The 26,988-nt window shown below is 67.1% G+C and carries 26 protein-coding genes; 10 read left to right on the top strand and 16 right to left on the bottom strand.

Going from position 1 to position 26,988, the window contains the following annotated elements:
• Positions 1-2: 2 nt before the first annotated feature.
• The 8 genes from LJ725_RS23470 to LJ725_RS23435 form a co-directional block, all read right to left on the bottom strand.
• Positions 3-593 (bottom strand): PqiC family protein, encoded by a 591-nt coding sequence (locus LJ725_RS23470; RefSeq protein WP_230553373.1) that lies wholly within the window; start codon positions 591-593, stop codon positions 3-5.
• A complete protein-coding gene (locus tag LJ725_RS23465; RefSeq protein WP_230553372.1) occupies positions 590-2,239 on the bottom strand; it encodes a PqiB family protein in 1,650 nt (549 codons plus the stop codon). The genes LJ725_RS23470 and LJ725_RS23465 overlap by 4 nt, the downstream gene beginning before the upstream one ends.
• Positions 2,240-2,340: 101 nt before the next feature.
• Positions 2,341-5,211, bottom strand: a complete 2,871-nt coding sequence (locus tag LJ725_RS23460) for a DNA translocase FtsK (protein WP_230553371.1) — start codon at positions 5,209-5,211, stop codon at positions 2,341-2,343.
• Positions 5,212-5,226: 15 nt separating this feature from the next.
• Positions 5,227-6,432, bottom strand: coding sequence for an aminotransferase class I/II-fold pyridoxal phosphate-dependent enzyme (locus LJ725_RS23455; protein ID WP_230553370.1), 1,206 nt, complete (start codon positions 6,430-6,432; stop codon positions 5,227-5,229).
• Between the two features lie 191 nt (positions 6,433-6,623).
• Positions 6,624-7,940: an ammonium transporter gene (locus LJ725_RS23450; protein ID WP_408015770.1), complete on the bottom strand. Its 1,317-nt coding sequence runs from the start codon at positions 7,938-7,940 to the stop codon at positions 6,624-6,626.
• A 68-nt stretch (positions 7,941-8,008) separates the two neighbouring features.
• Positions 8,009-8,347 carry a P-II family nitrogen regulator gene (locus LJ725_RS23445; RefSeq protein WP_230553369.1) on the bottom strand — a complete coding sequence of 113 codons (339 nt, stop codon included), beginning with the start codon at positions 8,345-8,347 and terminating at the stop codon, positions 8,009-8,011.
• Between the two features lie 188 nt (positions 8,348-8,535).
• The gene (locus tag LJ725_RS23440; protein WP_408015769.1) at positions 8,536-9,879 is read right to left on the bottom strand and encodes an ammonium transporter; all 1,344 of its coding nucleotides are present in this window, start codon (positions 9,877-9,879) and stop codon (positions 8,536-8,538) included.
• 40 nt (positions 9,880-9,919) lie between these two features.
• Positions 9,920-10,258: a P-II family nitrogen regulator gene (locus LJ725_RS23435; protein WP_230553368.1), complete on the bottom strand. Its 339-nt coding sequence runs from the start codon at positions 10,256-10,258 to the stop codon at positions 9,920-9,922.
• A 252-nt stretch (positions 10,259-10,510) separates the two neighbouring features.
• On the opposite strand from LJ725_RS23435, the gene LJ725_RS23430 reads away from it, so the two are divergent.
• Together LJ725_RS23430 and LJ725_RS23425 are read left to right on the top strand one after the other, a co-directional pair.
• Positions 10,511-11,317, top strand: coding sequence for a TorF family putative porin (locus LJ725_RS23430; RefSeq protein ID WP_230553367.1), 807 nt, complete (start codon positions 10,511-10,513; stop codon positions 11,315-11,317).
• Positions 11,318-11,386: 69 nt separating this feature from the next.
• The gene (locus tag LJ725_RS23425; RefSeq protein ID WP_230553366.1) at positions 11,387-12,661 is read left to right on the top strand and encodes a UbiH/UbiF/VisC/COQ6 family ubiquinone biosynthesis hydroxylase; all 1,275 of its coding nucleotides are present in this window, start codon (positions 11,387-11,389) and stop codon (positions 12,659-12,661) included.
• 1 nt (position 12,662) lies between these two features.
• On the opposite strand, the gene LJ725_RS23420 is transcribed toward LJ725_RS23425, so the two are convergent.
• Positions 12,663-13,196 (bottom strand): hypothetical protein, encoded by a 534-nt coding sequence (locus LJ725_RS23420; RefSeq protein ID WP_230553365.1) that lies wholly within the window; start codon positions 13,194-13,196, stop codon positions 12,663-12,665.
• A 154-nt stretch (positions 13,197-13,350) separates the two neighbouring features.
• On the opposite strand from LJ725_RS23420, the gene LJ725_RS23415 reads away from it, so the two are divergent.
• Together LJ725_RS23415 and LJ725_RS23410 are read left to right on the top strand one after the other, a co-directional pair.
• The gene (locus LJ725_RS23415; protein WP_230553364.1) at positions 13,351-14,328 is read left to right on the top strand and encodes a CobW family GTP-binding protein; all 978 of its coding nucleotides are present in this window, start codon (positions 13,351-13,353) and stop codon (positions 14,326-14,328) included.
• 4 nt (positions 14,329-14,332) lie between these two features.
• Complete coding sequence (locus LJ725_RS23410; protein ID WP_230553363.1) at positions 14,333-15,376, top strand: WD40 repeat domain-containing protein; 1,044 nt, start codon at positions 14,333-14,335, stop codon at positions 15,374-15,376.
• A 2-nt stretch (positions 15,377-15,378) separates the two neighbouring features.
• Here LJ725_RS23410 and LJ725_RS23405 read toward each other — a convergent pair whose 3' ends face one another.
• Complete coding sequence (locus LJ725_RS23405) at positions 15,379-16,584, bottom strand: Bcr/CflA family multidrug efflux MFS transporter (RefSeq protein WP_230553362.1); 1,206 nt, start codon at positions 16,582-16,584, stop codon at positions 15,379-15,381.
• A 53-nt stretch (positions 16,585-16,637) separates the two neighbouring features.
• On the opposite strand from LJ725_RS23405, the gene LJ725_RS23400 reads away from it, so the two are divergent.
• The 4 genes from LJ725_RS23400 to LJ725_RS23385 are packed head-to-tail and all read left to right on the top strand — an operon-like array spanning position 16,638 to position 20,197.
• Positions 16,638-17,426: a HesA/MoeB/ThiF family protein gene (locus LJ725_RS23400; protein ID WP_230553361.1), complete on the top strand. Its 789-nt coding sequence runs from the start codon at positions 16,638-16,640 to the stop codon at positions 17,424-17,426.
• On the top strand, positions 17,423-17,812 hold the full coding sequence (locus tag LJ725_RS23395) for a DsrE family protein (protein ID WP_230553360.1): 390 nt from the start codon (positions 17,423-17,425) through the stop codon (positions 17,810-17,812). Before LJ725_RS23400 ends, LJ725_RS23395 begins: the two co-directional genes overlap by 4 nt.
• Before the next feature lie 16 nt (positions 17,813-17,828).
• Complete coding sequence (locus tag LJ725_RS23390) at positions 17,829-18,806, top strand: adenosine kinase (protein ID WP_230553359.1); 978 nt, start codon at positions 17,829-17,831, stop codon at positions 18,804-18,806.
• Complete coding sequence (locus tag LJ725_RS23385; RefSeq protein ID WP_230553358.1) at positions 18,803-20,197, top strand: AmpG family muropeptide MFS transporter; 1,395 nt, start codon at positions 18,803-18,805, stop codon at positions 20,195-20,197. The genes LJ725_RS23390 and LJ725_RS23385 overlap by 4 nt, the downstream gene beginning before the upstream one ends.
• Before the next feature lie 169 nt (positions 20,198-20,366).
• Here the strand turns inward: LJ725_RS23385 and phoB are convergent, their stop codons facing one another.
• The 6 genes from phoB to pstS are packed head-to-tail and all read right to left on the bottom strand — an operon-like array spanning position 20,367 to position 25,683.
• A complete protein-coding gene (phoB, locus tag LJ725_RS23380) occupies positions 20,367-21,059 on the bottom strand; it encodes a phosphate regulon transcriptional regulator PhoB (RefSeq protein ID WP_230553520.1) in 693 nt (230 codons plus the stop codon).
• 47 nt (positions 21,060-21,106) lie between these two features.
• Complete coding sequence (phoU, locus tag LJ725_RS23375) at positions 21,107-21,832, bottom strand: phosphate signaling complex protein PhoU (RefSeq protein ID WP_230553357.1); 726 nt, start codon at positions 21,830-21,832, stop codon at positions 21,107-21,109.
• Positions 21,833-21,864: 32 nt separating this feature from the next.
• Positions 21,865-22,695, bottom strand: coding sequence for a phosphate ABC transporter ATP-binding protein PstB (pstB, locus tag LJ725_RS23370; RefSeq protein WP_230553356.1), 831 nt, complete (start codon positions 22,693-22,695; stop codon positions 21,865-21,867).
• The gene (pstA, locus tag LJ725_RS23365; RefSeq protein ID WP_230553355.1) at positions 22,695-23,567 is read right to left on the bottom strand and encodes a phosphate ABC transporter permease PstA; all 873 of its coding nucleotides are present in this window, start codon (positions 23,565-23,567) and stop codon (positions 22,695-22,697) included. Before pstA ends, pstB begins: the two co-directional genes overlap by 1 nt.
• A gap of 4 nt (positions 23,568-23,571) precedes the next feature.
• Entirely contained in the window at positions 23,572-24,585 is a 1,014-nt protein-coding gene (gene pstC, locus LJ725_RS23360) for a phosphate ABC transporter permease subunit PstC (protein ID WP_230553354.1), read from the bottom strand.
• 51 nt (positions 24,586-24,636) lie between these two features.
• On the bottom strand, positions 24,637-25,683 hold the full coding sequence (gene pstS / locus LJ725_RS23355) for a phosphate ABC transporter substrate-binding protein PstS (RefSeq protein ID WP_408015768.1): 1,047 nt from the start codon (positions 25,681-25,683) through the stop codon (positions 24,637-24,639).
• 257 nt (positions 25,684-25,940) lie between these two features.
• Here pstS and phnG point away from each other — a divergent pair, with 257 nt between their 5' ends.
• Entirely contained in the window at positions 25,941-26,399 is a 459-nt protein-coding gene (gene phnG, locus LJ725_RS23350) for a phosphonate C-P lyase system protein PhnG (RefSeq protein ID WP_230553353.1), read from the top strand.
• Positions 26,396-26,986 carry a phosphonate C-P lyase system protein PhnH gene (phnH, locus tag LJ725_RS23345; protein ID WP_230553352.1) on the top strand — a complete coding sequence of 197 codons (591 nt, stop codon included), beginning with the start codon at positions 26,396-26,398 and terminating at the stop codon, positions 26,984-26,986. The genes phnG and phnH overlap by 4 nt, the downstream gene beginning before the upstream one ends.
• Positions 26,987-26,988 lie beyond the last annotated feature (2 nt).

Raw genomic sequence — 26,988 nt, 5'->3', positions numbered from 1 at the left:
CGCTACTGCAGCAGCGAGGCGATGCCGTCCGACAGCTCGCCCAGCGCGTCGCTCATGGCGGCGACATGGCCCGGCGTATCCGGCGTCGGCACCGGCCGGGTGATGGAGAAGTTGCGCGCCGCCGTGCGCGACGGCCGGTTGAACTGGATCGCGACCTGGGCCAGCAGGACAACGTTGCCGGCCTTGTCGGCGTCGAAGCGCTGGATGTCGATGCCGACCGTCGCAAAGGGATCCGTCGTAATCGAGCCTGCCTCGCTGTAGACTTGGCTGCCCGGCAGGCGCTGCGAGAGTTCGAGCACGATGGTGCGGCCGATCATTCCGCCGACCGGCTCGCCCCACCAGGCGTTGGAGCGGACATCGAGCTTGAAGTCCTCGGTCGAGCGGACGATCTCCTTGCGGTCGAGATAGCCCGGCAGGCCGATGTCGCGGATCTGCACGATCCGCGGTCCGCGCGTCAGCACGGGGCCCGGCCGAACAGCCAGCGTGTAGAGGGTGGGCTCGGGCGAGGAGCCGCAGGCCTGCAGCGCCGGCGCGGCGAGTACCGGCAGTGCGAGAATGCCGAAACGGCGGCGGCCGAAGCGAGTGGCGATCATTCCTTGCCCGTGTTGGTGCGGCCCTTGATCAGGGCCTCTGGGTGACGCGACAGAAGATCGGCCAGCGCACGGATCGAGCGCGCTGCGTCCGTGACCTGCGGCAGCAGGCGATCGAGGTCGCGATGGAACTTCGACGTGTCGCCATAGCCCTTGTCCACCGAGCCGATCAGCCGGTTGGCCTTGGTCACGGCCTCCTGGAGCTGCAGCGCGATGTCGGGCAGCCGCTTCAGCGCCGGCGTGCCCTCGACGTCGAGCTTGCGGGCGATGTCCTGCACGTCGAGCATCGCCTTCTCGAGCGCGGCCAGCGTCGCCTTGACCTGCGGCCCGTTGACGGTCTGCTCGATGCCGGTGGCGGCGCCGAGCAGGCTGTTGCCGATCTTGTCGAAGTCGATGCGGTTGATCTTGCTCAGCAATTCGCTGGCAGAGGCGGTGATGCTGTCGAAACCACCGATCTCGGCCGCCGGAATGAGATAGTGGTCCCCGACCTTCTCGAGTTCTCCGCGGGCGGCGTCGGGCACCACCTGCAGCGAGATGATCTTGGAGTTGCTGATCAGGCTCGGCGCCTGCAGCGTGGCCCGCAGCCCGCGGTGGATCATCTCCTCGGCGATGTTGATCGGCTCCAGCCCCTGCGCCTTGGCGAGATTGCTGATGCGACCGGCCTCGACGCGATAGTGAATGGGCGCCACGACGCGATCCTGCTTGGGATCGTAGACCAGGCCGACGCGGGTGACCTCGCCGATCTTCAACCCGTGGAAGGTGACATCGGCCCCCTCGGTGACGCCGGCGACAGAGCCGGGGAAGTAGGAGATCAGCTTGATCTGCTGGCCGAAGCCGGCCGACTTGGCCTCCTCGATGTTGGCGTAGAGCTTGAAGCGATGGTCGGCCTTGCTGATGGGGGCCGTCGAATCGTGCGCGGTATCGAAGGCGATGCCGCCCAGCAGGACGGCGCGCAGCGATTCCATCTGGATGTTGATGCCGTTCGAGCCCAGCGAGACCGACAGGCCGGAGGCGTTCCAGAAATTGCTGTCGTCGCGGACGTAGCGATCGAATGGCGCCCGCACGAAGGCGTGGATGGCAACGCGGCTGGCGAGATCGTGCAGGTCCCAGCCCAGCACCGTGCCGACCTCGATGTCGCGAAAGAAGACCGGTGCCCCCAGGCTGATCGAGCCCAGCCTGTTGGTGTCGAGCCGGAAGGTCGTGCCCTTGACCGAAGCCTGCAGGATCGGCGGATCTTCCTGCCCCACGAAACTGCGCGTCGGCGTCCCCTTGTCGGTCGAGGGCCGCATGCCGATGTAGGAACCGGACAGGATGGTTTCGAGGCCGGAAATGTTGCCGGCGAAGAGCTGCGGCTTCACCACCCAGAAGATCGTCTTGTCGGTGAGCAGCGGCTCGGCTTCCTTCACCGTCTCGATCGTCACCAGCACCTTCGAGAGGTCGGGCGGGACCGTGATCGATTTCACCGTCCCCATGACGACGTTGCGGTACTTGAGCTGCGACTGGCCTGCTGTCAGGCCGGCGGCCGTGTCGAACGCGACCGTGATGGTGGGGCCGCGCTTGGAAAAGGTATCCCACGCGAGCCAGGCGGCGATCAGCGCGGTCAGGATGGGGACGATCCACACCAGCGGGATGCGTCGACGGTGGCGCACCGAGGCCGACGCAACCGGACCACCCCCGATGGGTGGCCTTGTGGCGGATCCAGGCGGGGGTTGATCGCTCATCGTTCCTCGTTCGCCCTCTACGCGGGCCCTCAGCGCTCCCGGTCGTCGATGTCCCGGGCCAGGACTTCGCGCTTGCCGACATGGTTGGCGGAGCTGACGACGCCCTCGCGTTCCATGCGTTCGACGATGCGGGCCGCCCTGTTATAGCCGATCTGCAGGTAGCGCTGGATGAAAGAAGTGCTGCACTTGCGCTCGCGGGCGACGAGGGCGATGGCCTGGTCGTAGAGCTGGTCGCTCTCGCCCTCCTCGCCGTCGCCCGGGAGGCCGCCACCCTCGCCCTCGGACTCGGGATCGTCGGTCACCGCGTCGATATAGGCGGGCGCGCCCTGGGCGCGCAGGTGGCGAACCACTTCCTCGACCTCGCCGTCGCTGACGAACGGGCCGTGCACGCGGGCGATCTTGCCGCCGCCGGCCATGTAAAGCATGTCGCCCTGGCCCAGCAGCTGCTCGCCGCCCTGCTCGCCCAGGATGGTGCGGCTGTCGATCTTGGAGGTAACCTGGAAGGAGATGCGGGTCGGGAAGTTAGCCTTGATGGTGCCGGTGATGACGTCGACCGAGGGACGCTGCGTGGCCATCACGACGTGGATGCCGGCGGCACGGGCCATCTGGGCGAGACGCTGGACCGCCGCCTCGATCTCCTTGCCGGCGACCAGCATCAGGTCGGCCATCTCGTCTATAATGACGACGATGAAGGGCAGCGGACGGAGGTCGATCTCCTCGTCCTCGAAGGTGGGCTTGCGCGTCTCGGGGTCGATGCCGGTCTGGACCTTGCGGGTCAGCACGCCACCCTTGCGGGCGGTCTCGGCCAGCTTCTCGTTGTAGCCCGCGATGTTGCGCACCCCGACCGCGCTCATGGCGCGGTAGCGGTCTTCCATCTCGCGCACCACCCACTTCAGGGCCACGATCGCCTTGCGCGGCTCCGTGACGACGGGCGTCAGCAGATGCGGGATGTCCTGGTAGACGCTGAGCTCCAGCATCTTAGGGTCGATCATGATGAAGCGGCACTTGTCCGGCGGCAGCCGGTAGAGCAGCGACAGGATCATGGTGTTGACCGCGACCGACTTGCCCGAGCCGGTGGTGCCGCCGATCAGCAGGTGGGGCATGCGGGCAAGGTCGGCGATCACCGGGTCGCCGCCGATGTCCTTGCCCAGCGCCAGCGGCAGGCCGAGACGGCCGTCCTCGTAGTGTTTCGTCGACAGCAGTTCGCGCAGGAACACCGTCTCGCGCTTGGCGTTCGGCAGCTCGATGCCGATGACGTTGCGGCCCGGCACCGTGGCGACGCGCGCCGACACCGCGCTCATCGACCGGGCGATGTCGTCGGCAAGACCGATGACCCGGCTCGACTTGGTGCCCGGCGCCGGCTCGAGTTCGTAGAGCGTCACGACCGGCCCCGGCCGCACCTTCACGATCTGTCCCTTCACGCCGAAGTCGTCGAGCACCGTCTCGAGCAGGCGCGCGTTCTGCTCCAGCGCTTCCTCGTCGATCTTGGGCTGCGCGTTCACGCGCGAAGGCAGCGACAGGATGTCGAGCGGCGGCAGCTTGTATTCCCCGACCCCGAGATCGAGTTCGCGCTGGCCGGCCTTGGCGGCCCGCTTGCCCTGCGCCACCGCGGCCTTGCGCGGGACGATCTTCACGGCCGGCTGGGCCGCGGCAGCCACGGGCTGCTCGAGATCGAGGGCGCTGTCGGGTGTGAACGGGTTCTCGTCGACCTGCTCGTCGATCACGGCCTCGTCCGGCAGCGGTGGTGGGGGCGGCGCGGCGGCACGCGGCGGCGCCTCGAATTCCTCCTCGGCGAGCGGCTGGCGATATTGCGGGGGTGCGGCTGCGACTTCGGGGCCGCCGAAGCCCGGTTCGATGCGTTCCGCATTGGCGGCGGACGCCGGCGCGGAGCGCCGCATGAAAGGCTCAATGCGCAGGCCGCCGGTGAGGCGGCTGAGGAAACCTCGCTCCAGCGTGCGCGCCGGCGCGGCTTCGTCCAGCACCGGCGAATGCAGCCTCGCGCCTTCGGGCGCCGCCGGGATGTCGTCGGCCGGCCGCTCGATCGGCGCGTAGGGCGCGTCGACCATCAGCGAGTCGCGCGCCGGCATGGCCGTGCCTTCCTCGGGAATCTGCTCGTAGCGGTTCTCGAAGCGGGCCGGATCGTACTGGCTGGCGTCGATCTCCCCCGGGATTTCGGCGTAGCCGATATGGGGCGCCGGCGGCTCGCTCTCTTCCTCGAGGTTCTGCGGCTTGCCGCGCCACAGGCCGACGGCCGCCCGCGCCCCCCACACCGTCCACAGGAACGGCGCGCGCAGGATGCGGAAGATCAGCGGCAGGTCGGTGCGATTCATGCCCAGCGCCGGGGCCATCGCGATGAAGGCAAGGGCGGCGCATACCGGCTCGATCAGCGTGAGCGCGCCGCCGCTCGAATGGGTCAGCACCAGCTCGCGAAAGCGGCCGACCAGCGCCAGCCCCACCAGTCCCCCCGGACCGGCGTGGGTGGCGGCGCCACCGACGTCGCCCAGGCCGACGCAGGCCACGCTCATCATCAGCAGCGCCAGCAGCAGCAGCGAGAGCCGCAGCCCGAAGAAGCCGAGATGATGGGTACGCACCATGCGCACGCCCCAGGTGATGAAGGCGACCGGCGCGAGGATGATTGCAAGACCGAAGGTCTGGAGCAGCAGGTCCGAGATGTAGGCGCCCGGAAGCCCCAGCAGATTGTTGGGCGCGCGTGCCGTGGCGTGGTTGAGCGAGGGATCACCCGGGCTGTAGGTGAACAGCGCCATCATCAGCATCAGGCCGAAGCCCGCCGTCGCGACGCCCACGATCTCCATCATGCGGCGGCGCAGGAAGTCGCGTCCCCCTTCCGGCAGAATGGAAGTCCGGGGCTGCAACGCTGACGAGACGCTCAGCATGGCCATGCGCGGTGACGCTCCCTACAGGACAGCCGCGAGGCGCTGCAGCCCCTCGCGCGTGGTCTTCTCGTCGTGCACCAGCGCCACGCGGATGTAGCGGTGCGAGGTGTTGATGCCGTTGGTCTCGCGGCAGGCATAGGCGCCGGGCAGCACCTTCACGTGCGCCTCGCCCCACAGCTTGCGCGTGGCCTCCTCGCCGTCGCCGACGTCGAGCCACAGGAAGAAGCCGCCGCCCGGCGTGTAGTAGGCGAATCGGTTGTGCAGGATCTGCTCGGCGACGCGGAAATTCCGCTGGTACCAGTCGCGAGTCTGGACCGGATGCGTCTCCTCGCGCCACAGCGCGGCCGACGCCTTCTGGACGGCGAAGGGGATCTGCGGGCCGCCATAGCTGCGCCAGCGCAACACCATCGCCACGAGCTTGGGATCGCCGGCCATGAAGCCCGAACGCAGGCCCGCCGCGTTCGAACGCTTCGACAGCGAATGGAAGACCGCGAGATTGCGGAACGGATCCTTTCCGCCGGTCTCGTCGATCTCGAGCGCCGCTTCGAGGGCACCCGGCGGCGGTGCGCCGGTGTAGATCTCGGCGTAGCACTCGTCGACCGCCAGCACGGTGTCGTACTTGCGGCAGAGACGCAGCAGGTTCTTGAGATAGTCCTTGCCGGCGATCGCGCCCTGCGGATTGGCCGGTGAGCAGAGATAGACGACCGACATCCGCCGCCAGGTCGCCTCGTCGAGACTCTCATAGTCCGGCAGGAAGCCGTTCGAGGCCTCGGCGTTGACCAGCAGCGGCTCGCCGCCCGACAGGACCGCGCCGCCGAGATAGGCCTGGTAGAACGGGTTGGGCAGCGCGACGATCGGCTTGGCTCCGCCCTTCTCCTGCGGCGTCGCCACCGTCGAGATGATGTAGACGCCTTCCTTGCTGCCCGCCGTCGGATGGACGTGCACGTTCGGATCGAGCAGGCCCTGGGGCAGCTTGTAGCGCCGCGTCAGCCATTCGCAGATCGCGAGATTGAGGTCCGGCAGGCCCTGGTTCGGCGGATAGCGGTTCCAGCCATCGACCTCGTCGATCACGATCTGGCGCGCGAAGGCCGGCATCGCGCCCTGCGGCTCGCCGACCGACATGTTGATCATCGACAGGTGCGAAGGCGGGGTGATCGGGGCAATGAGCGAGTTCAGCCGCGCGAATGGGAAGTCGGTCAGCGTCTCGGTCAGGCGCGGATTGAACATTCTCGTATCCAATGGGCCAAAACCGGCCCCAATAAAGCAACGGTGCCGACCCAACACGGCCAGCCTATCGCCATATTCTATGGAACAAATTTGCCAATCACAACAATGGAATAGGCTTGTTTCTTGAGACAAAGGAAGGGGTTGATGTCCCTTCCCGTCCCAGCCACTAGCGCTAGAGGGCCGCCGCGGCGTTACTGGACGCGTTCGCCGTGCAGCGCGGTGTCGAGGCCCTCGACCTCCTCGTCCTGGGTGACCCGGAGCCCGATGGCGGCATCCAGGATCTTGAGAATGATCCAGGTCACGACGGCGCAGAAGGCGCCGATGACGACCACGCCGTACAGCTGGGTCAGGATCTGGCCGGCATGGCCGTCGACCAGCCCGACCGGCTGCCCCTTGGCCACGTCGTTGATCGCCCGGGTGGCGAAGACGCCGACCAGGATCGAGCCCAGGATGCCGCCGACGCCGTGCACGCCGAACGCATCGAGCGAATCGTCGTAGCCCAGCTTGTTCTTCAGCACGATCGAGGCCCAGTAGCAGACCGCGCCGGCGATCACGCCGATCACCATCGCGGCCCAGGGTTCGACATAGCCGGCCGCCGGCGTGATCATGCCGAGTCCGGCGACCGCACCGGTCAGGATGCCGAGGACCGACGGCTTGCCGCGGGCTGCCCATTCTATGACCATCCAGACGAGGGCGGCGACGGAGGCGGCGATGTGGGTGTTCAGCATCGCGCTGCCGGCCAGTTCGCCCGAGGCCAGCGCCGAGCCGGCGTTGAAGCCGAACCAGCCGACCCAGAGCAGCGACGTGCCGATCAGGGTGAGCACCAGATTGTGCGGCGCCATGTATTCCTGGCCGTAGCCGTGCCGCTTGCCGATCACCACGCAGCAGACGAGTGCCGCGATACCGGCATTGAGGTGGACGACGAGGCCGCCGGCGAAATCGAGCACGCCGGCCGCCCCCAGGAAGCCGCCGCCCCAGACCCAGTGGGCCACCGGGACATAGACGAGCAGCAGCCACAGGCCCATGAACCACATCATCGCCGAGAATTTCATGCGCTCGGCGAAGGCGCCCGCGATGATTGCCGGCGTGATGACGGCGAAGGTGGCCTGGTACATCAGGAACACGTTCTCCGGCACGGTCTTGGCGAGCTCGTGGGTGCTTCCGAGGAGCCCCTTGCCGAAGGCGCGCGACAGCGAGCCGATCCAGCCATTGAGTGCGCCGCCGTCGGTGAAGGCCAGCGAGTAGCCAACCGCGAACCACAGCACGGTGACCAGCGCCGCCACGGCGAAAGCCTGCACCGAGGTCGCCAGCACGTTCTTCTTCCGCACCATGCCGGCATAGAAGAGCGCGAGGCCCGGAATGTTCATCATCAGGACGAGGACCGTGGCCATCAGCAGCCACGCCGTGTCGCCGGTATCGATCTGCGGCTTGTCGGCGGCCCAGGCCGCCGGGGCGAACGTCATCGGGCACGCCAAAAGCGCGCCGAAGCGCAGGACCGTCCTGATCATTTCTTCCCCCGTGTCTTGTCTTGCTTGCTTGTCGTCTTGGTCTTGTCGTTCTTCGAAAAAGTCGATGGCTAGAGTGCGTTGGAGCCCGATTCGCCGGTGCGGATGCGCACGGCCTGCTCCACCGCGGTGACGAAGATCTTGCCGTCGCCGATCTTGCCGGTGTGAGCGGCCTTCTGGATCGCCTCCACGGCGCGCTCGACCTGGTTGTCGTCGACCACGATCTCGATCTTCACCTTGGGCAGGAAGCTCACGAGGTATTCGGCGCCGCGATAGATCTCGGTCTGGCCCTTCTGGCGGCCGAAACCCTTGACCTCGCTCACCGTCAGCCCCGACACGCCGACGCCGGTCAGCGCGTCGCGCACCTCGTCGAGCTTGAACGGCTTGATGATGGCGGACACGAGCTTCATGCGATTTCCCCTCCGGCCGTCTTCGGCATTGGTCGACAGACTGGCGTCTGCCGTTCGCGTCGTCAAACGCCGGACAGAAAAAGGGCCCGGCGAGAAACTCGCCGGGCCCGAGGGTCCGCCGCGACACGGAGCGGCGGATGAGAGGGAACCAGGAGGAGAGGGGTTCCCGATCTCGAGGGAAGACGATCCTAGTGGATCGTCTCGCCGTGCAGGTTGATGTCGAGGCCTTCGACCTCTTCCTCGGTCGTCACGCGCAGCCCGATCAGGGCATCGACGATCTTGAGGATGATGAAGGTGGCGATGGCGCACCAGGCGATGCAGACCAGCGCACCCCAGAGCTGCGTCAGGACCTGGCCGGCATTGCCGTCGATCAGGCCCTTCTTGCCTTCGCCGCCGATCACCTCGACCGCGAACACGCCGGTCAGGATGGCGCCGACGAAGCCGCCGATGCCGTGCACGCCGAAGGCGTCGAGCGAGTCGTCGTAACCCATCGCCTTCTTGAGGCCGGTGGCGCCCCAGAAGCAGATCAGGCCGGCGACGATGCCGATGGCCAGCGATCCCATCGGGGTCACGAAGCCGGAGGCCGGAGTGATGGCGACCAGACCGGCGACCGCACCCGAGATGATGCCGAGCACCGACGGCTTGCCGCGCGTCACCCACTCAGCGAACATCCAGGCCATGGCCGCCGCAGCCGAGGCGAACTGCGTCACCGCCATCGCCATGCCGGCGTTGGGGCTGGCGCCGACCGCGGAACCGGCGTTGAAGCCGAACCAGCCCACCCAGAGCAGGGCGGCGCCGATCACCGAGTAGACCAGGTTGAACGGCGCCATGTTCTCGGTGCCGAAGCCCTTGCGCTTGCCGATCACCAGGGCGCAGACGAGGCCCGCGACGCCGGCGTTGATGTGCACCACGGTGCCGCCCGCGAAGTCCAGCACGCCCCAGTCGCCCAGGAAGCCGCCGCCCCACACCCAGTGGGCGATCGGCGCGTAGACGATCAGCGACCACAGCGCCATGAACCACATCATTGCCGAGAACTTCATGCGCTCGGCGAAGGCGCCGGCGATCAGGGCCGGGGTGATGATGGCGAAGGTGAGCTGGAAGCACATGAAGACGGTCTCGGGGATCGTCTTGGCGAGCTCATGCACGCCGTCGAGCGTGAGGCCCGCCATGAAGATGCGGCTCAGGCCGCCGATGATCGTGCTGCCGGGCGTGAAGGCCAGGCTGTAGCCGACGATCAGCCAGAGCACGGAGATCATGCAGGTGATGGCAAAGCTCTGCATCACCGTCGACAGCACGTTCTTCTTGCGCACCATGCCGCCGTAGAACAGCGCCAGGCCAGGAATCGTCATCATCAGGACGAGCGCGGTCGATACCAGCATCCACGCCGTGTCGCCCGTGTCGAGCTTGGGCGCTGCCGCCGCAGCCGCAGGAGCGGCGGCCGGCGCGGCGGCCTGGGCCAGCGCAAGCGCCGGCAGGAGCAGCGTCGCGGCCGCCCCAACGCCCGCAAGCACCGAGTTGGTCTTGAACTTCATCATGGTCCCCTGGTTCTTGAGTTGAGTGCGTTGCCTAGGATCAGAGCGCTTCGGCGCCGGACTCGCCGGTGCGGATGCGGATTGCCTGCTCGACCGGCAGGACGAAGACCTTGCCGTCGCCGATCTTGCCGGTGCCCGCCGCCTTGCGGATGGTCTCGACGGCTCGCTCGACCATGCTGTCGTCGATGACGACCTCGATCTTCACCTTCGGCAGGAAACTCACGGCGTATTCGGCGCCGCGGTAGATTTCGGTCTGGCCCTTCTGGCGGCCGAAGCCCTTCACTTCACTGACGGTCAGCCCCTGGATGCCGAGCGACGTCAGGGCGTCCCTGACCTCGTCCAGCTTGAAGGGCTTGAAGATTGCCACGATCATTTTCATTTGCGCCTGTCCTCCACCGGGCGGCACGCCCGCCCCCAAAGTTCAATTCCTCGCGAGCAAGCGCCGTGCCAAACGCGCTGTGAAATAGCGGCTCGCGATTGGCACGCGGCTTGCAGCAATTGGGGCGGAAACAAGTCATAAGTCTTTGGGGTGGTCATGTTGCTTAAAAAATCCGCTGTTCTGGCTACTGCGCTGATCACAATGTGTGCAGCGAGTGCGGCCCATGCACAGGGCACGCCGAATCCGCAGACCGTGGAAGTCACGCCCACCGCGCCGGCCAAGTCCGAACAGCAGGTTGCTCAGGGTACGCCCGATCCGGCGACCTCGGCTCCTCCGGAGAAGGAGACCTGGAAAGCCCCGTGGGGCGGCAACTTCACGGCCGGCTTCGCCGTCCTCAACGACTATTCCTATCGCGGTATTTCCCAGACGCAGCGCCAGGTCGCGATCCAGGCGGCCTTCGGCTACGAAACCGCCCCCGTCAGCGAAAAGGTCCCCCTGACCGCCTATGTCGGGGCCTGGGGTTCCAACGTGAACTTCCCCGGCACCGGCACCACCGCCGAGATCGACCTGCTCGCCGGCCTCAAGCTCAAGCTGATGGACGACAAGCTCACCTTCGACCTGGGCTACATCCGCTACAACTACCTGAGCGCTCCCTCGAGCCTGTTCTACGACTTCAACGAGTTCGGCCTCGTCGCCGGCTATGACTTCGGCGTCGCCCAGGTCAGCGCCGCCGTCCGCTACAGCCCCAACTTCTTCGCGAACTCCGGCAACGCCTGGTACAAGTGGGCCTCCGTCACCGTGCCGCTGTCCTTCATCCACGTGAACGACAACGTGGCCTTCAAGGCCTTCGGCACGATCGGAAACCAGTATGTCGAGCGGAACATCAACTACGGCATCCCCAACGACAATTACTGGGACTGGCAGCTCGGCGTCGTCATGTCCGTCTACGGCTTCGACGTCTCGGCGGTCTACACGGGCACCAACCTCAGCGTTCAAGACTGTCTCGGCACCCAGAACTGCGCCAGCCGCGTGATCCTCGGCATCGCCAAGTCCTTCTAGGCCGCGACGAACCGATCCATGCAGCCATAGAGGGTTGCCGCCCCCCGGGGCGGCTGCCATCTATGGCTGATGGACAGGCGCCCTTCCGACCGTTCCCCCTTCGACCTCGCCATCGTGGGCGCAGGTCTCAACGGCAGCCTTCTCGCGCTGGCCGCCGGCGAATCGGGCCTCTCTTCGGCCCTCATCGACCGCGTACCGCTCTTCGCCATGACGGAACAGGGCTTCGACGGTCGCACCACCGCCATCGCCTATACGAGCCAGCGCCTGTTCGCGGCTCTCGGCCTCTGGGACGAACTCGCACCCAACGCCGAACCGATCCGCGACATCCGGATTTCCGATGCCGGCCATGACGGCCGCGCCAGCCCCCTCTTCCTGCATTTCGACCATCGCGAAGCCTCCGACGATCCGGAGACTGCCGCGCCGATGGGCTGGATCGTCGAGAACCGCTTCCTGCGGTCCGCCATCCTGCGCCGTCTCGCTGCCTGCCCGAAAGTCGAACTCGTCTCGCCCGATGAAGTGGTCGACAGCGATCGCGGCCCCGTTCGTGCCGGCCTCGTGCTGAAAAGCGGGCGGCGCATCGCCACCCGGCTGATCGCCTCGGCCGAGGGCCGGTTCGGCGCGACCCGCGAGGAGGCCGGAATCGGGGCACGGAGCTGGTCCTACGACCAGATCGCCATCGTGCTGGTCGCCCACCACGCGGAGCCGCACCGGGGCGTCGCCCAGGAGAAATTCCTGCCCGGCGGCCCCTTCGCCATCCTGCCGATGACCGACGGTCCCGGTGGCGAGCATCGCTCGTCGATCGTCTGGACGGAGCGGACGGCGATCGCCCGCCGCCTCCTCGAACTCGACGAGCCCGCTTTCCAGGCGGAGTTCGCGCGGCGCTTCGGCGATCATCTCGGTCCTGTGGCGCCCGCCGGCACGCGCTGGTCCTATCCGCTGCGTCTTGTCCATGCCGAGCGCTACATCGACACGCGGCTGGTGCTGGTGGGTGACGCTGCCCACGGCATCCACCCGATCGCGGGCCAGGGCTACAATCTCGGCGTCCGCGACATCGCCGCCCTCGTCGAGGTGATGGCCGACGCCAAGCGGCTGGGCCTCGACGTCGGCGGTGCCGACACGCTGGAGCGCTACGCGCAATGGCGCCGGGCGGACAATCTGTCGATGGTTGCCGCCACCGACCTGCTCAATCGCCTGTTCTCGAACGACATCAGGCCGTTGCGGCTCGTTCGCGATGCCGGTCTCGCCGCCGTCAACCGCGTGCCGGCGCTGCGCAAGTTCTTCGTCCGGCACGCGATGGGCCTGATCGGCGACCTGCCCAAACTGATCCGCGGCGAGCGACCCTAGGTCAGGGCGTCACCAGGCTGCGGAAGTCGGGCGAGGCGATCAGCTTCTGCAGCGTGTTCTGGACGGCCGGGAAATAGGCATCGGCGACGCGCTTGCAGGCAGTCACTGCGGCGAACGCGCCATCGAACACGTAGTGTTCCTCGACGCTGACCGACCTGCCGTTGGACGACCGGACCGTGAGCCCGATGTCCCAGTAGGCGACGGTCGAGGAGAAGGCGAGCTTGTCGACGGTGCCGGTCAGGGTAACGGTCCCGCTGTCGGCGTAGACGCCGGCGATCTTCAGTTCGTCGACGAAGGCCTTGCGGATGTAGGCGGCGAAGCCCATGCCGTCGGATGCCGTGATCGGGCCGGCGGCGCGACAGCCATCGGCAAACTTCTGTGCCTCCGTGAAGGCGCCGACCGCGATCCGGTTGGGGGCCAGGCTCTTCAGCGCCACGACATTGTCGGCCGATATTCCATAGCGCGGCGCCGAGTAGGTCTCGCAACCCGCCACGAACAGGGCCAGCACCACGAACAGCAGATTGCGTGCAATCATCTCTTCCCCCAAACATCTCCAGCGCGATTTTCAGATGCGCCTTGCTATCGGACGTTTAGGGGACGCGAATTGGCCGTGTCAACAAACCCGACCCGCCAACTGGACTCTTCGCAAGCCCCACCCTATCTGAGGGACCCCATTTCAAGGACCCTCCATGGCCAGCCCACAGACCTCGGCGCAAGTGCCCGTCACCGTGCTCACCGGCTATCTCGGCGCCGGCAAGACCACGCTGCTCAACCGCATCCTGAGCGAGCAGCACGGCAAGAAGTACGCCGTGATCGTCAACGAGTTCGGCGAGCTGGGCGTCGACAACGACCTCGTGGTGAATGCCGACGAGGAAGTGTTCGAGATGAACAACGGCTGCATCTGCTGCACCGTGCGCGGCGACCTGATCCGCATCATCGAAGGCCTGATGAAGCGCAAGGACAAGTTCGACGGCATCCTGGTCGAGACGACCGGCCTTGCCGATCCCGGTCCCGTCGCGCAGACCTTCTTCACCGACGACGACGTCAAGGCCCGCACCCGCCTCGATGCGATCGTCACCGTGATCGACGCCAAGCACTTCTTCGGCCAGCTCGAGCAGGGCAGCGAGGCCGAGCAGCAGGTGGCCTTCGCCGACGTGATCCTGCTCAACAAGACCGACCTGGTGAGCCCGGAGGAGCTGAAGAAGGTCGAAGACAGGATCCGCGGCATCAACCGCTACGCCCGCATTCATCACACGGAGAAGAGCCGGATCGAGCTCGACGCCATCCTCGACAAGGGCGCGTTCGATCTCGGACGCATCCTCGAGTTCGAACCGGACTTCCTGCACAGCGGCCACGACCACAACCACGAGGACGAGGTCCGCAGTCTCTCGATCACCGCCGACCGGCCGGTCGATCCCGACAAGTTCCAGAAGTGGATGGGCGCGCTGCTGCAGATCAAGGGCGGCGACATCTTCCGCAGCAAGGGCATCCTCGCCATCGACGGCGCACCGCGCCGCTACGTCTACCAGGGCGTCCACATGATGATGGACAGCGACTGGGGCACGCCATGGAAGGATGGCGAGAAGCGCTCGAGCAAGCTGGTCTTCATCGGGCGCAACCTCGACGGCGACAACCTGCAGCGCGGCTTCGAAGAGTGCCTGAAGTAAGACCGTGAAGATCGACCTCGCAAATCCGGCCTGGCAGCAGACTTTGCCGCCGGCCCGCTCCCTCGCCACCGACGCCCCCGTGGCGGCCTGCGCCTTCAATCGTGACGGTTCGACCGTGGCCTTCGCCTTGGGCGACGGCTGCGTCCGCCTGCTTCCCGCCGACATCCAGCAGGCAGCGCCCGAGGCCGCCGCCCCCCTGCACACGGGCGTCGCGCTGTCGCTGGTGGGCGATCCGGCCGGAGACGGGTTCGTGAGCGGCGGCGACGATGGTCGCGTCCTGCGCCTTGCCGCCGACGGCACGGCGACGGAGCTGCTGGCCCAGAAGGGCAAATGGATCGAGCATCTCGTCGCCCACCGGACGGGTGCGGTCGCGGCCTCGGCCGGCAAGAGCATGTTCCTGTTCCGCGACGGCGAGGTCCGCGAGTTCGGCCCGCATCCCAGCACGGTGGCCGGCCTCGACTTCAGCAAGGACGGCAGCCGCGTCGCCTGCGCGCACTACGGCGGCATCACCGTCTGGAGCCTGAGCAAGGAAGTCGTGCTGCCGCCGCGCCGCTTCGCCTGGCAGGGCAGCCACGTGGCGCTGCGCTGGAGCACCGACGGCAAGTTCATCGCCACCGGCACGCAGGAGAACGACATCCATGTCTGGCGGGTGGCGCAGGCCACCGACATGCGCATGCAGGGCTATCCCGCCAAGGTGAAGTCGCTGTCGTGGACCGCCGACGCGCGCTTCCTCTACACCTCCTCGCAGCCAGTCTTCACGGCCTGGCCGTTTTCCGGCAAGGGCCCCGAAGGCAAGCCGCCACTGCAGTTCGGCGACGAGGGCGCGGGCCTGATGACCGTGGTCGCCGCCCACCCCACGGCCGAGTTCGTGGCCGGCGGCTACGATTCCGGCGAGCTGCAGCTCGGCGACATCCGCACCAAGCGCTCGGTCGTGCTCAAGATGGCGGATGGGTCCCCCATCACCTGCCTCGCCTGGTCGCCCGACGGCTTCAAGCTGGCCGTCGGCAACGATCGTGGCGACCTCCTGACAATCGATCTGCGGCGGTAGGCCTATCCCTGCCGCACCAGTGTGCGGTGACAGACGAGGCAGAGGATGCCCGCGATGCCCATCGCGGTCGTCATCGGCGCGATGGTGCCGTCGAACGTCTGCCCGACGATGGCGCCGAAGATCGCGCCGGCGCCGAACGTCATGACGCCCATCAGCGACGATGCCGTGCCCGCCATGTGCGGGTAGCGCTGCATCGCCATCGCCGTCGAATTGGGCGCGATCAGGCTCAGCGTCGCGATCTGGAAGACCAGGCAGACCAGGAACGGCCACAGGCCGATCGTGCCGTACTTCGCCTCGATCCAGCCCATGACCATCGCCGCCGTGCCGGACACCGCGGGGACGATCACCGCGACGCGCAGGATGCGCCCGGCCCCGAGCAGGCGCACGAACCGCGCATTGAACAGGCTGCCGATGGTCATGAAGACCACCATGCCGCCGAACACCACGCCAAAGTAACGAGGCGAGATCCCGTAGCGCTCGATGAAGACGAACGGCGACCCCGAAATGTACGAAAACAGGGCGGCGAACATGAAGGACGAGGTCAGCGCGTAACCAATGAAGGTGCGGGTGGCGAGCAGTTCGCCGAACCGTTTCAGGATCTGGCTGAAGACCAGGGGCTGGCGATACTCCGGCTTCAGCGTCTCGGGCAGCTGGAACCAGGCGACGACGAAGGCGATCACGCCAGCCGATGCCAGCACCCAGAAGATCGCCCGCCAGCCGGCGAACCACATCACCTGGCCGCCGAGCACCGGCGCCAGCATCGGCGCGATGGAGGAGCAGGCCATCATCAGCGACATTGCGCGCGCGGCGTGATCCTTCTCGGCCAGGTCGCGCACCATCGTGCGCGCCAGCACGACGCCGCCGCAGGCGGCGAGACCCTGCAGGAAACGCAGCCCGATGAGATGGCCTGCCTCGGCGGCGAACGCACAACCGACACTGGCCAGCACATAGACCGCGAGTCCGCCCAGGATGACCGGGCGGCGGCCGAACCGGTCCCCCGCAGGACCATAGAAAATCTGCCCCACACCGAAGGCGATCATGAAGGCCGACAGGGTGAGCTGGATGTCGCCGGCCGAGGACCTGAGGTCGACGGCGATCACCGGCAGCGCGGGCAGGTACATGTCGATCGACAGAGGCGTGAAGGACGACAGGAGCGCAAGCACCGCCAGAAGCAGCGGCGTCAGGGTCGGACGAGTCGGGGGGTTCATGGCGCGGTGGCTCTACAGGCATCCATGGGCTCACGCCATGCTATAAGCGGACCATGACGTCACTGCCTGACCTGTCGGAAACGCAGATCCGCCGTTACGCGCGACATATCGTGCTGGCGGAGATCGGTGGCATCGGCCAGTCGAAGCTGATCGCGGCGAAAGTGCTGGTGGTCGGTGCCGGCGGCCTCGGCGCACCCCTCCTGCAGTATCTGGCCGCGGCTGGTATCGGCACGCTGGGTGTGATCGACCACGACACGGTCGATCTCTCGAACCTGCAGCGCCAGGTCATTCACCGCACGTCCGACGTGGGCGTCTCCAAGGTCGACAGCGCCCGTCGTGCGCTCGCCGACATCAACCCCGAGGTGCGGGTGCAGGCCCATGACGAGCGCCTCACCGGCGACAATGCCGAACGCATCATCGCGGGCTACGACATCGTCGCCGACGGCAGCGACAACTTCGCCACCCGCTACCTGCTGAACGACGCCTGCTTCAGGCTGAGGAAGACGCTGGTCTCGGCCGCCATCCTGCGCTTCGACGGCCAGATCTCCACCTACAAGGCGTGGCAGGGCGCCGGCCATCCCTGCCTGCGCTGCATCTTCCCCGCCTCGCCCTCGGAGGACGCCGTGCCAAGTTGCGCGCAGGCCGGCGTGCTGGGCGCGCTGGCCGGGACGCTGGGCACCCTGCAGGCCACCGAAGTGGTTAAGGAGATCCTTGGGGTCGGCCGCTCGCTCTCGGGCTCCCTCCTGCTATACGACGCACTCAATGCCTCCTTCGAGACGCTTGCCGTCACCAAGCGCGGCGATTGTCCCACCTGTGGCGGCGCGGCGGAGGCGTCCCGGTGAGCGACGACGGCGTCTCGGTGATCCTGCGTTCCGACGACTACGAGAGCGTCCACTACGGATTGGCCATGGCGGCGGCGGCGCTGGCGGTGAACAAGAAGGCCGTGCTGTTCCTGACCATGGGCGGCATCCGCGCCCTCCAGGGCTCCCCGCCCCCTTTGCGCGACTGGGCGCGCGACGCCGCCAACCGCGCGCGCGGCGTCGGCGACTTCGAGACGCTGCTGCAGGCCTGCGTCGAGCTTGGCGCGCGGCTCATCGTGTGCGAAATGGGCCTGCGATCGCTCGACATCGATCGCGCGAGCCTGCGGGCCGACATACCGTTCATGGTGGCCGGCCTCGTCACCTTATTGGAAGAAACCAAGCCGGGCATGCACCTGGTATCGCTTTGACGCTGTAGGAGACTTCATGACATCCGCCCCCTTCGACGTGCTGGGAATCGGCAACGCCATTGTCGACGTCATCGCGCGCTCCGACGACGCCTTCCTCGGCCAGCACGGGCTCGTGAAGGGCAGCATGATGCTGATCGACGAGGCGCGCGCCGAGCAGCTTTACGACGGCATGGGTCCGGGCATCGAAGTCTCCGGCGGCTCCTGCGGCAACACGATGGCCGGGATCGCCTCGTTCGGCGGCAAGGGCGCCTATATCGGCAAGGTGCGCAACGACCAGCTGGGCAAGGTGTTCGGCCACGACCTCAAGGCGACCGGCGTGGCGTTCGACACTCCGGCCGCGACCGAAGGCCCCGCGACCGCTCGCTGCCTGATCCTGGTGACGCCCGATGCCCAGCGCACGATGAACACCTATCTCGGTGCCTGCACCGGCCTCGGCCCCCACGACATCGACACCAAGCTGGTGGCCTCGGCGCAGGTCACCTACGTCGAGGGTTATCTGTGGGATGCACCGGCGGCCAAGCAGGCCGTGCTGAAGGCCTTCGACGCCGCCCGCGCCGCCGGCCGCCAGGTCTCGATCACGCTCTCGGATTCCTTCTGCGTCCATCGCTATCGCGAGGAGTTCCGCGACCTGGTCCGCAACAAGGTCGACATCCTGTTCGGCAACGAGGCCGAGATCAAAGCCCTCTACGAGGTCGAGACCTTCGAGGAAGCGCTCGAGGCGGCCCGCAAGGAAGCCAAGATCGCCGCCCTCACGCGCAGCGAGAAGGGCTCGGTGGTGATCAAGGGCAGCGAGACTTACGAGGTGCCGGCGGCGCCCGTGGCGAAGGTCGTCGACACGACCGGCGCCGGCGATCTCTATGCCGCGGGTTTCCTGTTCGGCTTCACCCACGGCAAGCCGCTGGCCGAATGCGCGCGGCTGGGCGGCATCGCCGCGGCCGAGGTCATCTCCCATGTCGGCGCCCGCCCCGAGCAGCCGCTCAAGGGCCTGATTTGAGCGCTGACGCCCCGGCGAAGGGATGGCGGGAGTCGCTTGCGACCTACCGCCATCCGCGCGTCGTACAGTTCCTGTTCCTCGGCTTCTCGGCCGGGCTGCCCTTCCTGCTGGTCTTCTCGACGCTGTCGGCGTGGCTGCGCGAGTACGGGATCAGCCGGACCGCGATCGGCTTCATCAGCTGGATCGGCATCACCTACTCCTTCAAGTTCGTCTGGTCGCCGGTCGTCGATCGCGTGCCGCTGCCGCTGCTGACGCGCTGGCTGGGCCGCCGCCGCGCCTGGATGCTGCTGGCCCAGAGCGGGATCGCCGGCGGCCTGCTCGCCATGGCGTACTGCGATCCACGCACCGACCTGTGGTGGATGGTCGTGTTCGCGCTGGTCGTTGCCTTCTCCTCGGCCACACAGGACATCGCCCTCGACGCCTGCCGCATCGAGGCGACCGATGCGAGCCTGCAGGGCGCGACCGCGGCGACCTATCAGCTGGGCTACCGCGTCGCCGTGCTGGCCGCGGGCGCCGGCGCCCTCTACGTGGCCCAGTTCGTCTCGTGGACGGCGGCCTACCAGACAATGGCGGCGCTCGGCCTCGTGGGCATCGTGACGACGCTCCTGATCTCGGAACCGGAGCGGCGGGCCACCGCGGGAACGACCGAGCTCGAAGGCAAGGTCGCGACCTTCGCCGCGGGGCTCGGCACCATGCCCGGCTGGGTCCGCAAGGCGCTGATCTTCGTCTATGGCGCCATCGTCTGCCCGTTCGTCGACTTCTTCGCCCGCTTCCGCTGGATGGCCGTCCTGCTGCTGCTGTTCATCGGCCTGTTCAGGCTGTCGGACATCGCCATGGGCGTGATGGCCAACCCGTTCTACATCGACATGGGGTTCAGCAAGGACCAGATCGCCGACGTCTCCAAGATCTACGGCTTCGTCATGACGATCCTGGGCGCGCTGCTGGGCGGCGCGCTGGTGTTCCGCGTCGGCGCGGCGCGCCTGCTGGCGCCGGCGGTGTTCCTGATCGCGGCGAGCAACCTCACCTTCTCGTGGCTCGCCTGGGTCGGCCAGCCCGACCTGATGATCCTCACCATCGCGATCAGCATCGACAATCTCGTCGGCGGCATGTCCGGATCGATCTTCATCGCCTTCCTGTCGGGCCTCACCAACACAGCCTACACCGCCACGCAGTACGCGCTCTTCACCTCGATCATGACGCTGCCCGGCAAGCTGCTGGGTGGCTCCTCGGGGTGGGTCGTCGACAAGCTCCAGGAAGAGTTCACGGCCACCCACAAGTTCGGCGGTTACGCGATCTTCTTCGTCTACACCGCGCTGCTCGGCCTGCCGGCCCTCGTGCTGGCGCTGATCGTTCGCCGCCACTTCGAGCAAAAAGAAACCCCTCCTTCCTGACGGAAGAAGGGGTGAGTAAGTCGGCTGCGGGTATCGGGACCGAGCCGGGGAACCGGCCCGTTCCGGGAGCGGGGCGTGGGGCGCCTTGCAAAGAACGGGCAAACCCTCTCTAGGCCAGCGACACTACAATGCCGTTACCGCGCATGTGGAAAACCCAGTTATGACGCGGTCAGCCCGGCGTCGAATCGAGCGCGTAGCCGGCGGCCCGGACGGTACGGATGACGTCGGCATGGTTCTCGCTGTTCAGCGCGATGCGCAGGCGCCGGATGTGGACGTCGACGGTGCGGGCCTCGACATAGACGTCCTTGCCCCAGACCGAATCGAGCAGCTGCTCGCGCGAGAAGACGCGGCCAGGATGTTCCATGAAATGCCGCAGCAGGCGGAACTCGGTCGGCCCGAGATGCAGCGGCTTGCCACCACGCGTCACCCGGTGGGCCACCAGATCCATGACGATGTCGGCGTAGGACAGCGCCTCGTCGGCCAGCGCCGGGCGGATGCGCCGCAGCACGGCGCGGATGCGCGCGACCAGTTCGGTGGGCGAGAAGGGCTTCGGAACGTAGTCGTCGGCACCGGCGTCGAGGCCGCGCACGCGATCGCCCTCCTCGCCGCGCGCCGTCAGCATGATGATCGGCACGTTGGCCGTCGCCGTCTGCCGGCGCAGCTGACGGCAGACCTCGATGCCCGACATCAACGGCAGCATCCAGTCCAGCAGAATGAGATCGGGCACATCCTCCTGGACAGAGCGCAGCGCCTCCTCACCGTCGTAGGCGACGGCGACCCTGAAGCCCGACTGTTCCAGATTGTAGCGCAGCAGCTCGACCAGGGCCGTCTCGTCCTCGACGATGAGCACATGCGGCTTCATCGACGAGGTCTGCGCGTCGCGGCGCGAGGGGCTGGCGGCGGTCATGCTCACGGCGCGGTTCCCGCCGGGGCATCCGACGTAGCGTAGATCGCCGCGCTGCCCTTCGGCCGGGCCTCGTCGAAGCCGTGGCCGGTGGAGCGGAAGCTCACCAGCTCGGCGATGTTGGTGACGTGGTCGCCGGCGCGCTCGATGTTCTTGGCCATGAACATGAGGTGCGTGCACGCGGTGATCGTGCGCGGGTCCTCCATCATGTAGGTCAGCAGCTCTCGGAACAGGCCCGTGTAGACCTGGTCGATCTCCTCGTCGCGCTCCCACACGTCCCGCGCCTTGGCCACGTCGCCGTGCGCGAAGGCATCCAGCACGTCCTTGAGCGCCGTGCGCACCAGCCGGCCCAGCCGCTCGATGCCGGTCACCGCCGCAGCCGGCGGCGTCGCCTGGCTCAGCACGATACTGCGCTTGGCGGTGTTCTTGGCGTAGTCGGCGATGCGCTCGAGGGCCGCCGCGATCTTGATCGACGAGAGGATGACGCGCAGGTCGACCGCCATCGGCTGGCGCAGCGCCAGCAGACGGACCGTCTGCTCCTGCACCGCCTCATCCAGCGCGTCGACACGCGCGTCGTCCACGATCACGCTCTCGGCCGCCTCGGTGTCGCGCTCGCGCAGCGCCGCCAGCGACCGCGCCAGCTGGCTTTCCGCCAGGCCGCCCATCTCGCTGATCGTGGCGCTCAGCCGCTCCAGCTCCTCGTCGAACCGCTTCAGGGTATGTTCGGGCATGATCTGTCCCTTCTGTTCTTCGTCGCGCCGGATCAGCCGAACCGGCCGGTGATGTAGGCCTGGGTGCGCTTGTCGCTCGGCGTGGTGAACAGCGTCGCCGTCGCCCCGAACTCGACAAGCTCGCCGAGGTACATGAAGGCGGTGAAGTCCGAGACGCGGGCCGCCTGCTGCATGTTGTGGGTGACGATGACGATCGTGTAGTCCTGCTTCAGCTCGTCGATCAGCTCCTCGATCTTGGCCGTCGAGATCGGATCGAGCGCCGAGCACGGCTCGTCGAACAGGATGACCTCGGGCTTCACCGCCACGGTGCGGGCGATGCAGAGGCGCTGCTGCTGGCCGCCCGACAGGCTGAGGCCGCTGGCGCCCAGCTTGTCCTTGACCTCATCCCACAGTGCGCCGCGGCGCAGGGCCTGCTCGACGCGACCGTCGAGTTCGGACTTCGGCAGGCTCTCGTAGAGCCGGATCCCGAAGGCGATGTTCTCGTAGATCGACATCGGGAAGGGCGTCGGCTTCTGGAACACCATGCCGATGCGCGCGCGCAGCAGGTTGATGTCCTGGTCGTCGCGCAGCAGGTTGTCGCCGTCGAACATGACTTCGCCGGTGGCGCGCTGGCCGGGGTAGAGGTCGTACATGCGGTTCAGGATCCGCAGCAGGGTGGACTTGCCGCAGCCCGACGGCCCGATGAACGCCGTCGCCTTGTTGGCGTAGAGCGACAGGGTGATCCCCTTGAGGGCCCGGCTGTCGCCGTAGAAGAACTCGAGGTTCTTGATCGAGATCTTGGGCGTCAGCTTGGCGACGTCCGCCTTCGCGTGAGTCGCGACGGGGGCGGCAACGGCGGGCGCTTGCGTGGATGGCATGGACATTACGACTTCCTCGCGGAGGTGAGGGAACGGGCCAGGATGCTGAGGCCCAGGACGGTGACGGTGATCAGGAGCGCGCCGGTCCAGGCGAGCTTCTGCCATTCGGCGTAGGGCGACAGGGCGAACTGGAAGATGACCACCGGCAGGCTGGGCATCGGCTGGTTCATGTTCATCGTCCAGAACTGGTTGTTCAGTGCCGTGAACAGAAGCGGCGCGGTCTCGCCGCTGATGCGCGCGATGGCCAGCAGCACGCCGGTCACGATGCCGGCCTGCGCCGCACGATAGGCAATGCGCACGATCATGTGCGCGCGCGGCAGGCCGATCGAAGCCGCCGCCTCGCGCAGCGTGTCGGGCACCAGGCTCAGCATGTCCTCGGTCGTGCGGACCACGACGGGGATCACGATGACCGCAAGAGCGACCGCGCCGGCCCATCCGGAGAAGTGACCCATCGGTGCCACCATGATCTCGTAGACGAACAGGCCGATGACGATCGACGGCGCGCTGAGCAGGATATCGTTGATGAAGCGCACCACGCTCGACAGTTTGTCGTGGCGGCCGTACTCGGCGAGGTAGGTGCCGGCCAGGATGCCGATGGGCGTGCCGATGATCACGGCGAGCGCCGTCATCACGAGACTGCCGACGATGGCGTTGAGCAGGCCGCCTGCTGCGCCCGGGGGCGGCGTGTTCTCGGTGAAGACCGTGAGCGAAAGCCCACCCAGGCCCTTGTAGATCAGGACGCCGAGGATCAGCACCAGCCATCCCAGTCCGAAGATCGTCGCGGCGAACGCCAGCCCCTTGGCGATGGCATTGCGGCGGCGGCGACCCGCGTACAGCGGATTGGTCAGGGCGGCCGACTTGGTCGCAGTGGCAGTCATGGCGTTACCTCCCCTGTCGCTGCAGGCGCATCAGCATGTAGCGGGCGATGGCAAGCACACAGAAGGTGATGAAGAAGAGGATGAGTCCGAGCGCGACCAGAGACGAGGTGTAGAGATCGCCCACCGCCTCGGTGAATTCGTTTGCGATCGAGGCCGAGATCGTCGTGCCGGGCGCGAAAAGCGAGGCCGAGACGTGATGCGCGTTGCCGATCACGAAGGTGACCGCCATCGTTTCGCCCAGCGCGCGTCCGAGGCCGAGCATGAAGCCGCCGATGACGCCGACCCGCGTGAACGGCAGCACGACGTAGCGGAACACTTCCCACGTCGTGCAGCCGACACCGTATGCCGCTTCCTTGAGCACCGGCGGCACCGCGTCGAACACGTCGCGCGAGATCGAGGTCACGAAGGGCAGCACCATGATCGCGAGGATCAGGCCCGCGGTGAACATGCCGATGCCGTAGGGCGGGCCGGCGAAAAGCGTGGAAAGAACCGGAACGTTCTCGAAAGTGTCGATGAACAGAGGCTGCACGTACTGCTGCAGGAACGGCGCGAACACGAACAGGCCCCAGATGCCGTAGATGATGCTGGGAATGCCGGCCAGCAGTTCGATCGCAATGCCGATCGGGCGGCGCAGCACCTTCGGGCAGAGCTCGGTGAGAAAAAACGCGACCATGAGGCCGACGGGGACCGCGATCAGCATGGCGATGAACGACGTCACCAGGGTGCCGAAGATCGGCGCCAGGGCGCCAAACCGCTCGGTCACCGGGTTCCACGACTCGTCGAACAGAAAGCCGATACCGAAGGTGCCGAGCGCGGGCGCCGCACCGACGATGAGGGCGATGATCACGCCGCTCAGCAGGGCGAGCACGGCGAGCGACGCGCCGCGTGTCAGCCCATGGAACAAAGAGTCGGTCAACCTGAGGCGCCGCAGCACGGCTGCCCGCGACGCCGACACGGCCGCCGGCGCGCTGGCGCCCTTCAATGCAACTTCACTCACGTCCCGCTCCCCCGAAGCCATAAGCCTCCCCAAGAATGAAGGGCGGGTGTTGCCACCCGCCCTATCGCGATCCTAGTTCGTCGGCGAGTACAACGGCTTGCCGTCGGCGCCCTTGATCTCGGCCTGCCACATCTTCTGGATGTCGTTCACGACGTTCTGCGGCATCGGGACGTAGTCGAGCGAGTCCGCCATGGCGTCGCCCTTGGCGTAGGCCCAGGCGAAGAACTTCAGCGCCTCAGCCGATTCAGCCGGCTTCTCCGGCTTCTTGTACATCAGGATCCAGGTGGCGGCCGCCATCGGCCAGGACTTGTCACCGGGCTGGTTGGCAAGGATCACGCCGAAGCCGGGCTGGGACTTCCAGTCGGCATTCGCCGCAGCGGCCTGCACCGTATCCGAGCCCGGGGCGACGGCCTTGCCCGCCTTGTTGATCATCCTGGTGAAGGTCATCTTGTTTTCTTTGGCGTAGGCGTACTCGACATAGCCGATCGAGCCCTTGGTCTGCGCCACGTTGCCGGCCACGCCTTCGTTGCCCTTGGCGCCGATGCCGACCGGCCACTGCAGCGCTGTGCTGACGCCGACCTTCGCCTTCCAGTCCGGGCTCACCTCGGCCAGGTAGTAGGCGAAGTTGTAGGTCGTGCCCGATCCGTCCGAGCGACGCACCGGCACGATCGCCTGCTTCGGCAGCTTGACGTTGGGGTTGAGCTTGGCGATCTCGGCGTCGTCCCAGCTCTTGATCTGGCCGAGGTAGATCTTGGCCAGCGTCGGCCCGTCGAGCACCAGATCGCCCGGCTTGACGCCTTCGAGATTGATCACCGGCGTCACCGAACCCATGACCATCGGGAACTGGACCAGGCCGGACTCCTCGAGATCCTTGCCCGTGAGCGGCGCGTCGGTGGCGCCGAAGGTCACGGTCTTTGCCTTGATCTGCTTGATGCCGCCGCCCGAACCGATCGACTGGTAGTTGAGACCGTTGCCGGTCTCCTTCTTGTAGGCGTCGGCCCACTTGGCATAAATCGGGTAGGGGAACGTCGCGCCCGCACCAGAAATGTCGATGGCATGGGCGGCGATCGGGGACAGCGTCAGGGCGGCTGTCGCGAGGACGATCTTGGTCAGGTTCACGGGGTTCTCCTTCGTTGAATTTCGAAGCGCCCGTCATCTAGGAGCCGTACGTCTCCCTCCTATGACGGATATGTGACACTTGGATGACAGTGAAGGCAGACGCCTGAGGATGAACCCGCAAGCGGCGAAAAGAATTGTTCTAAATCAATAAGTTGTCCCCGCTGCGCTGGACGGGCCGACTGTCACACGAATTTAACTTCATGCCCTCGCAACGGTAACGCTGGCTGAGGATGGTGCGCCTCTTTCGTGAGCGCCCCATGTCCGAAACCCCTTCGATCGAGCGTCGCCGCCGATGGCTTTCCGTCCTGGCGAGAGCACCCGGCGCGCGGCTGCAGGCGCTGTGGTACGCGCTCGGCGCCACCCCGTCCCATATCGTTTTGCGGCGTCCCGAGATCGGCCTGGTCATGGTGCAGGGCCGCATCTCCGGCACCGGCGCAGCCTTCTGCGCCGGCGAAATGACGGTCACGCGGGCCGCGGTGCGCCTGGACAGCGGCGAATTGGGTTTCGGCTATGTTCGCGGCCGCGACACGCACCATGCCGAGACCGTTGCCGTGGTCGACGCGCTGGGCCAGCGGGCCGACTGGACGGCCAGGCTCGAAGCCGAACTCGTGGCACCCCTGGTCCGCGAGGCCGAAGCGCGGCATCGGCTGATCGCCGCACGCGCCGCCGCCACCAAGGTCGACTTTTTCACCGTCGCCCGTGAGGCCGGCACATGACCACCAACTTGCTCGCGCCGGGCCTTGCCGATCCGCCGCATGACGCGCAGCGACTGTTCCGCGGCGTGCTCGAGGCCTTCTCCCATCCCGGCCGCATCATCGAGCTGCGCGATCCGCCCGCCGGCCCCGGCACGCTCAGCCCTGCCGCCGTTGCCTTCCTGCTGACCCTTGCCGACCGCGAGACGCCGCTTTGGCTGGACGCTGGCCTCGACAAGCCGGACGTGCGCGATTTCCTGCGCTTCCATGCCGGCGCCCCGCTCGTCCCTGCGCGCGGGGCCGCGACCTTTGCGGTCATCCTCAGCAGCAGCGGTGACCCGTTTGCCGGCTTCGCCATCGGCACCGATACCTATCCCGATCGCGCCGCCACACTGGTGATCGAAGTGCCGTCGCTTGAAGGCGGTCCGGCCTGCACCTGGCGGGGCCCGGGCATCGACGGTGAGGCACGCGTCGCCATTGAGGGACTGGGCGCCGACTTCTGGCCCGCCTGGGCCGCCAACCACGCGCTCTTTCCCTGCGGCGTCGACCTCGTCTTCGCCGCCGGTTCCCGACTCGTCGCGCTGCCGCGCAGCGTCGCCGTGGAGGCCTGACC

Source organism: Reyranella aquatilis (assembly GCF_020880995.1).
Taxonomy (GTDB): domain Bacteria; phylum Pseudomonadota; class Alphaproteobacteria; order Reyranellales; family Reyranellaceae; genus Reyranella; species Reyranella aquatilis.
This window is presented reverse-complemented; position numbering and strand designations above follow the sequence as displayed.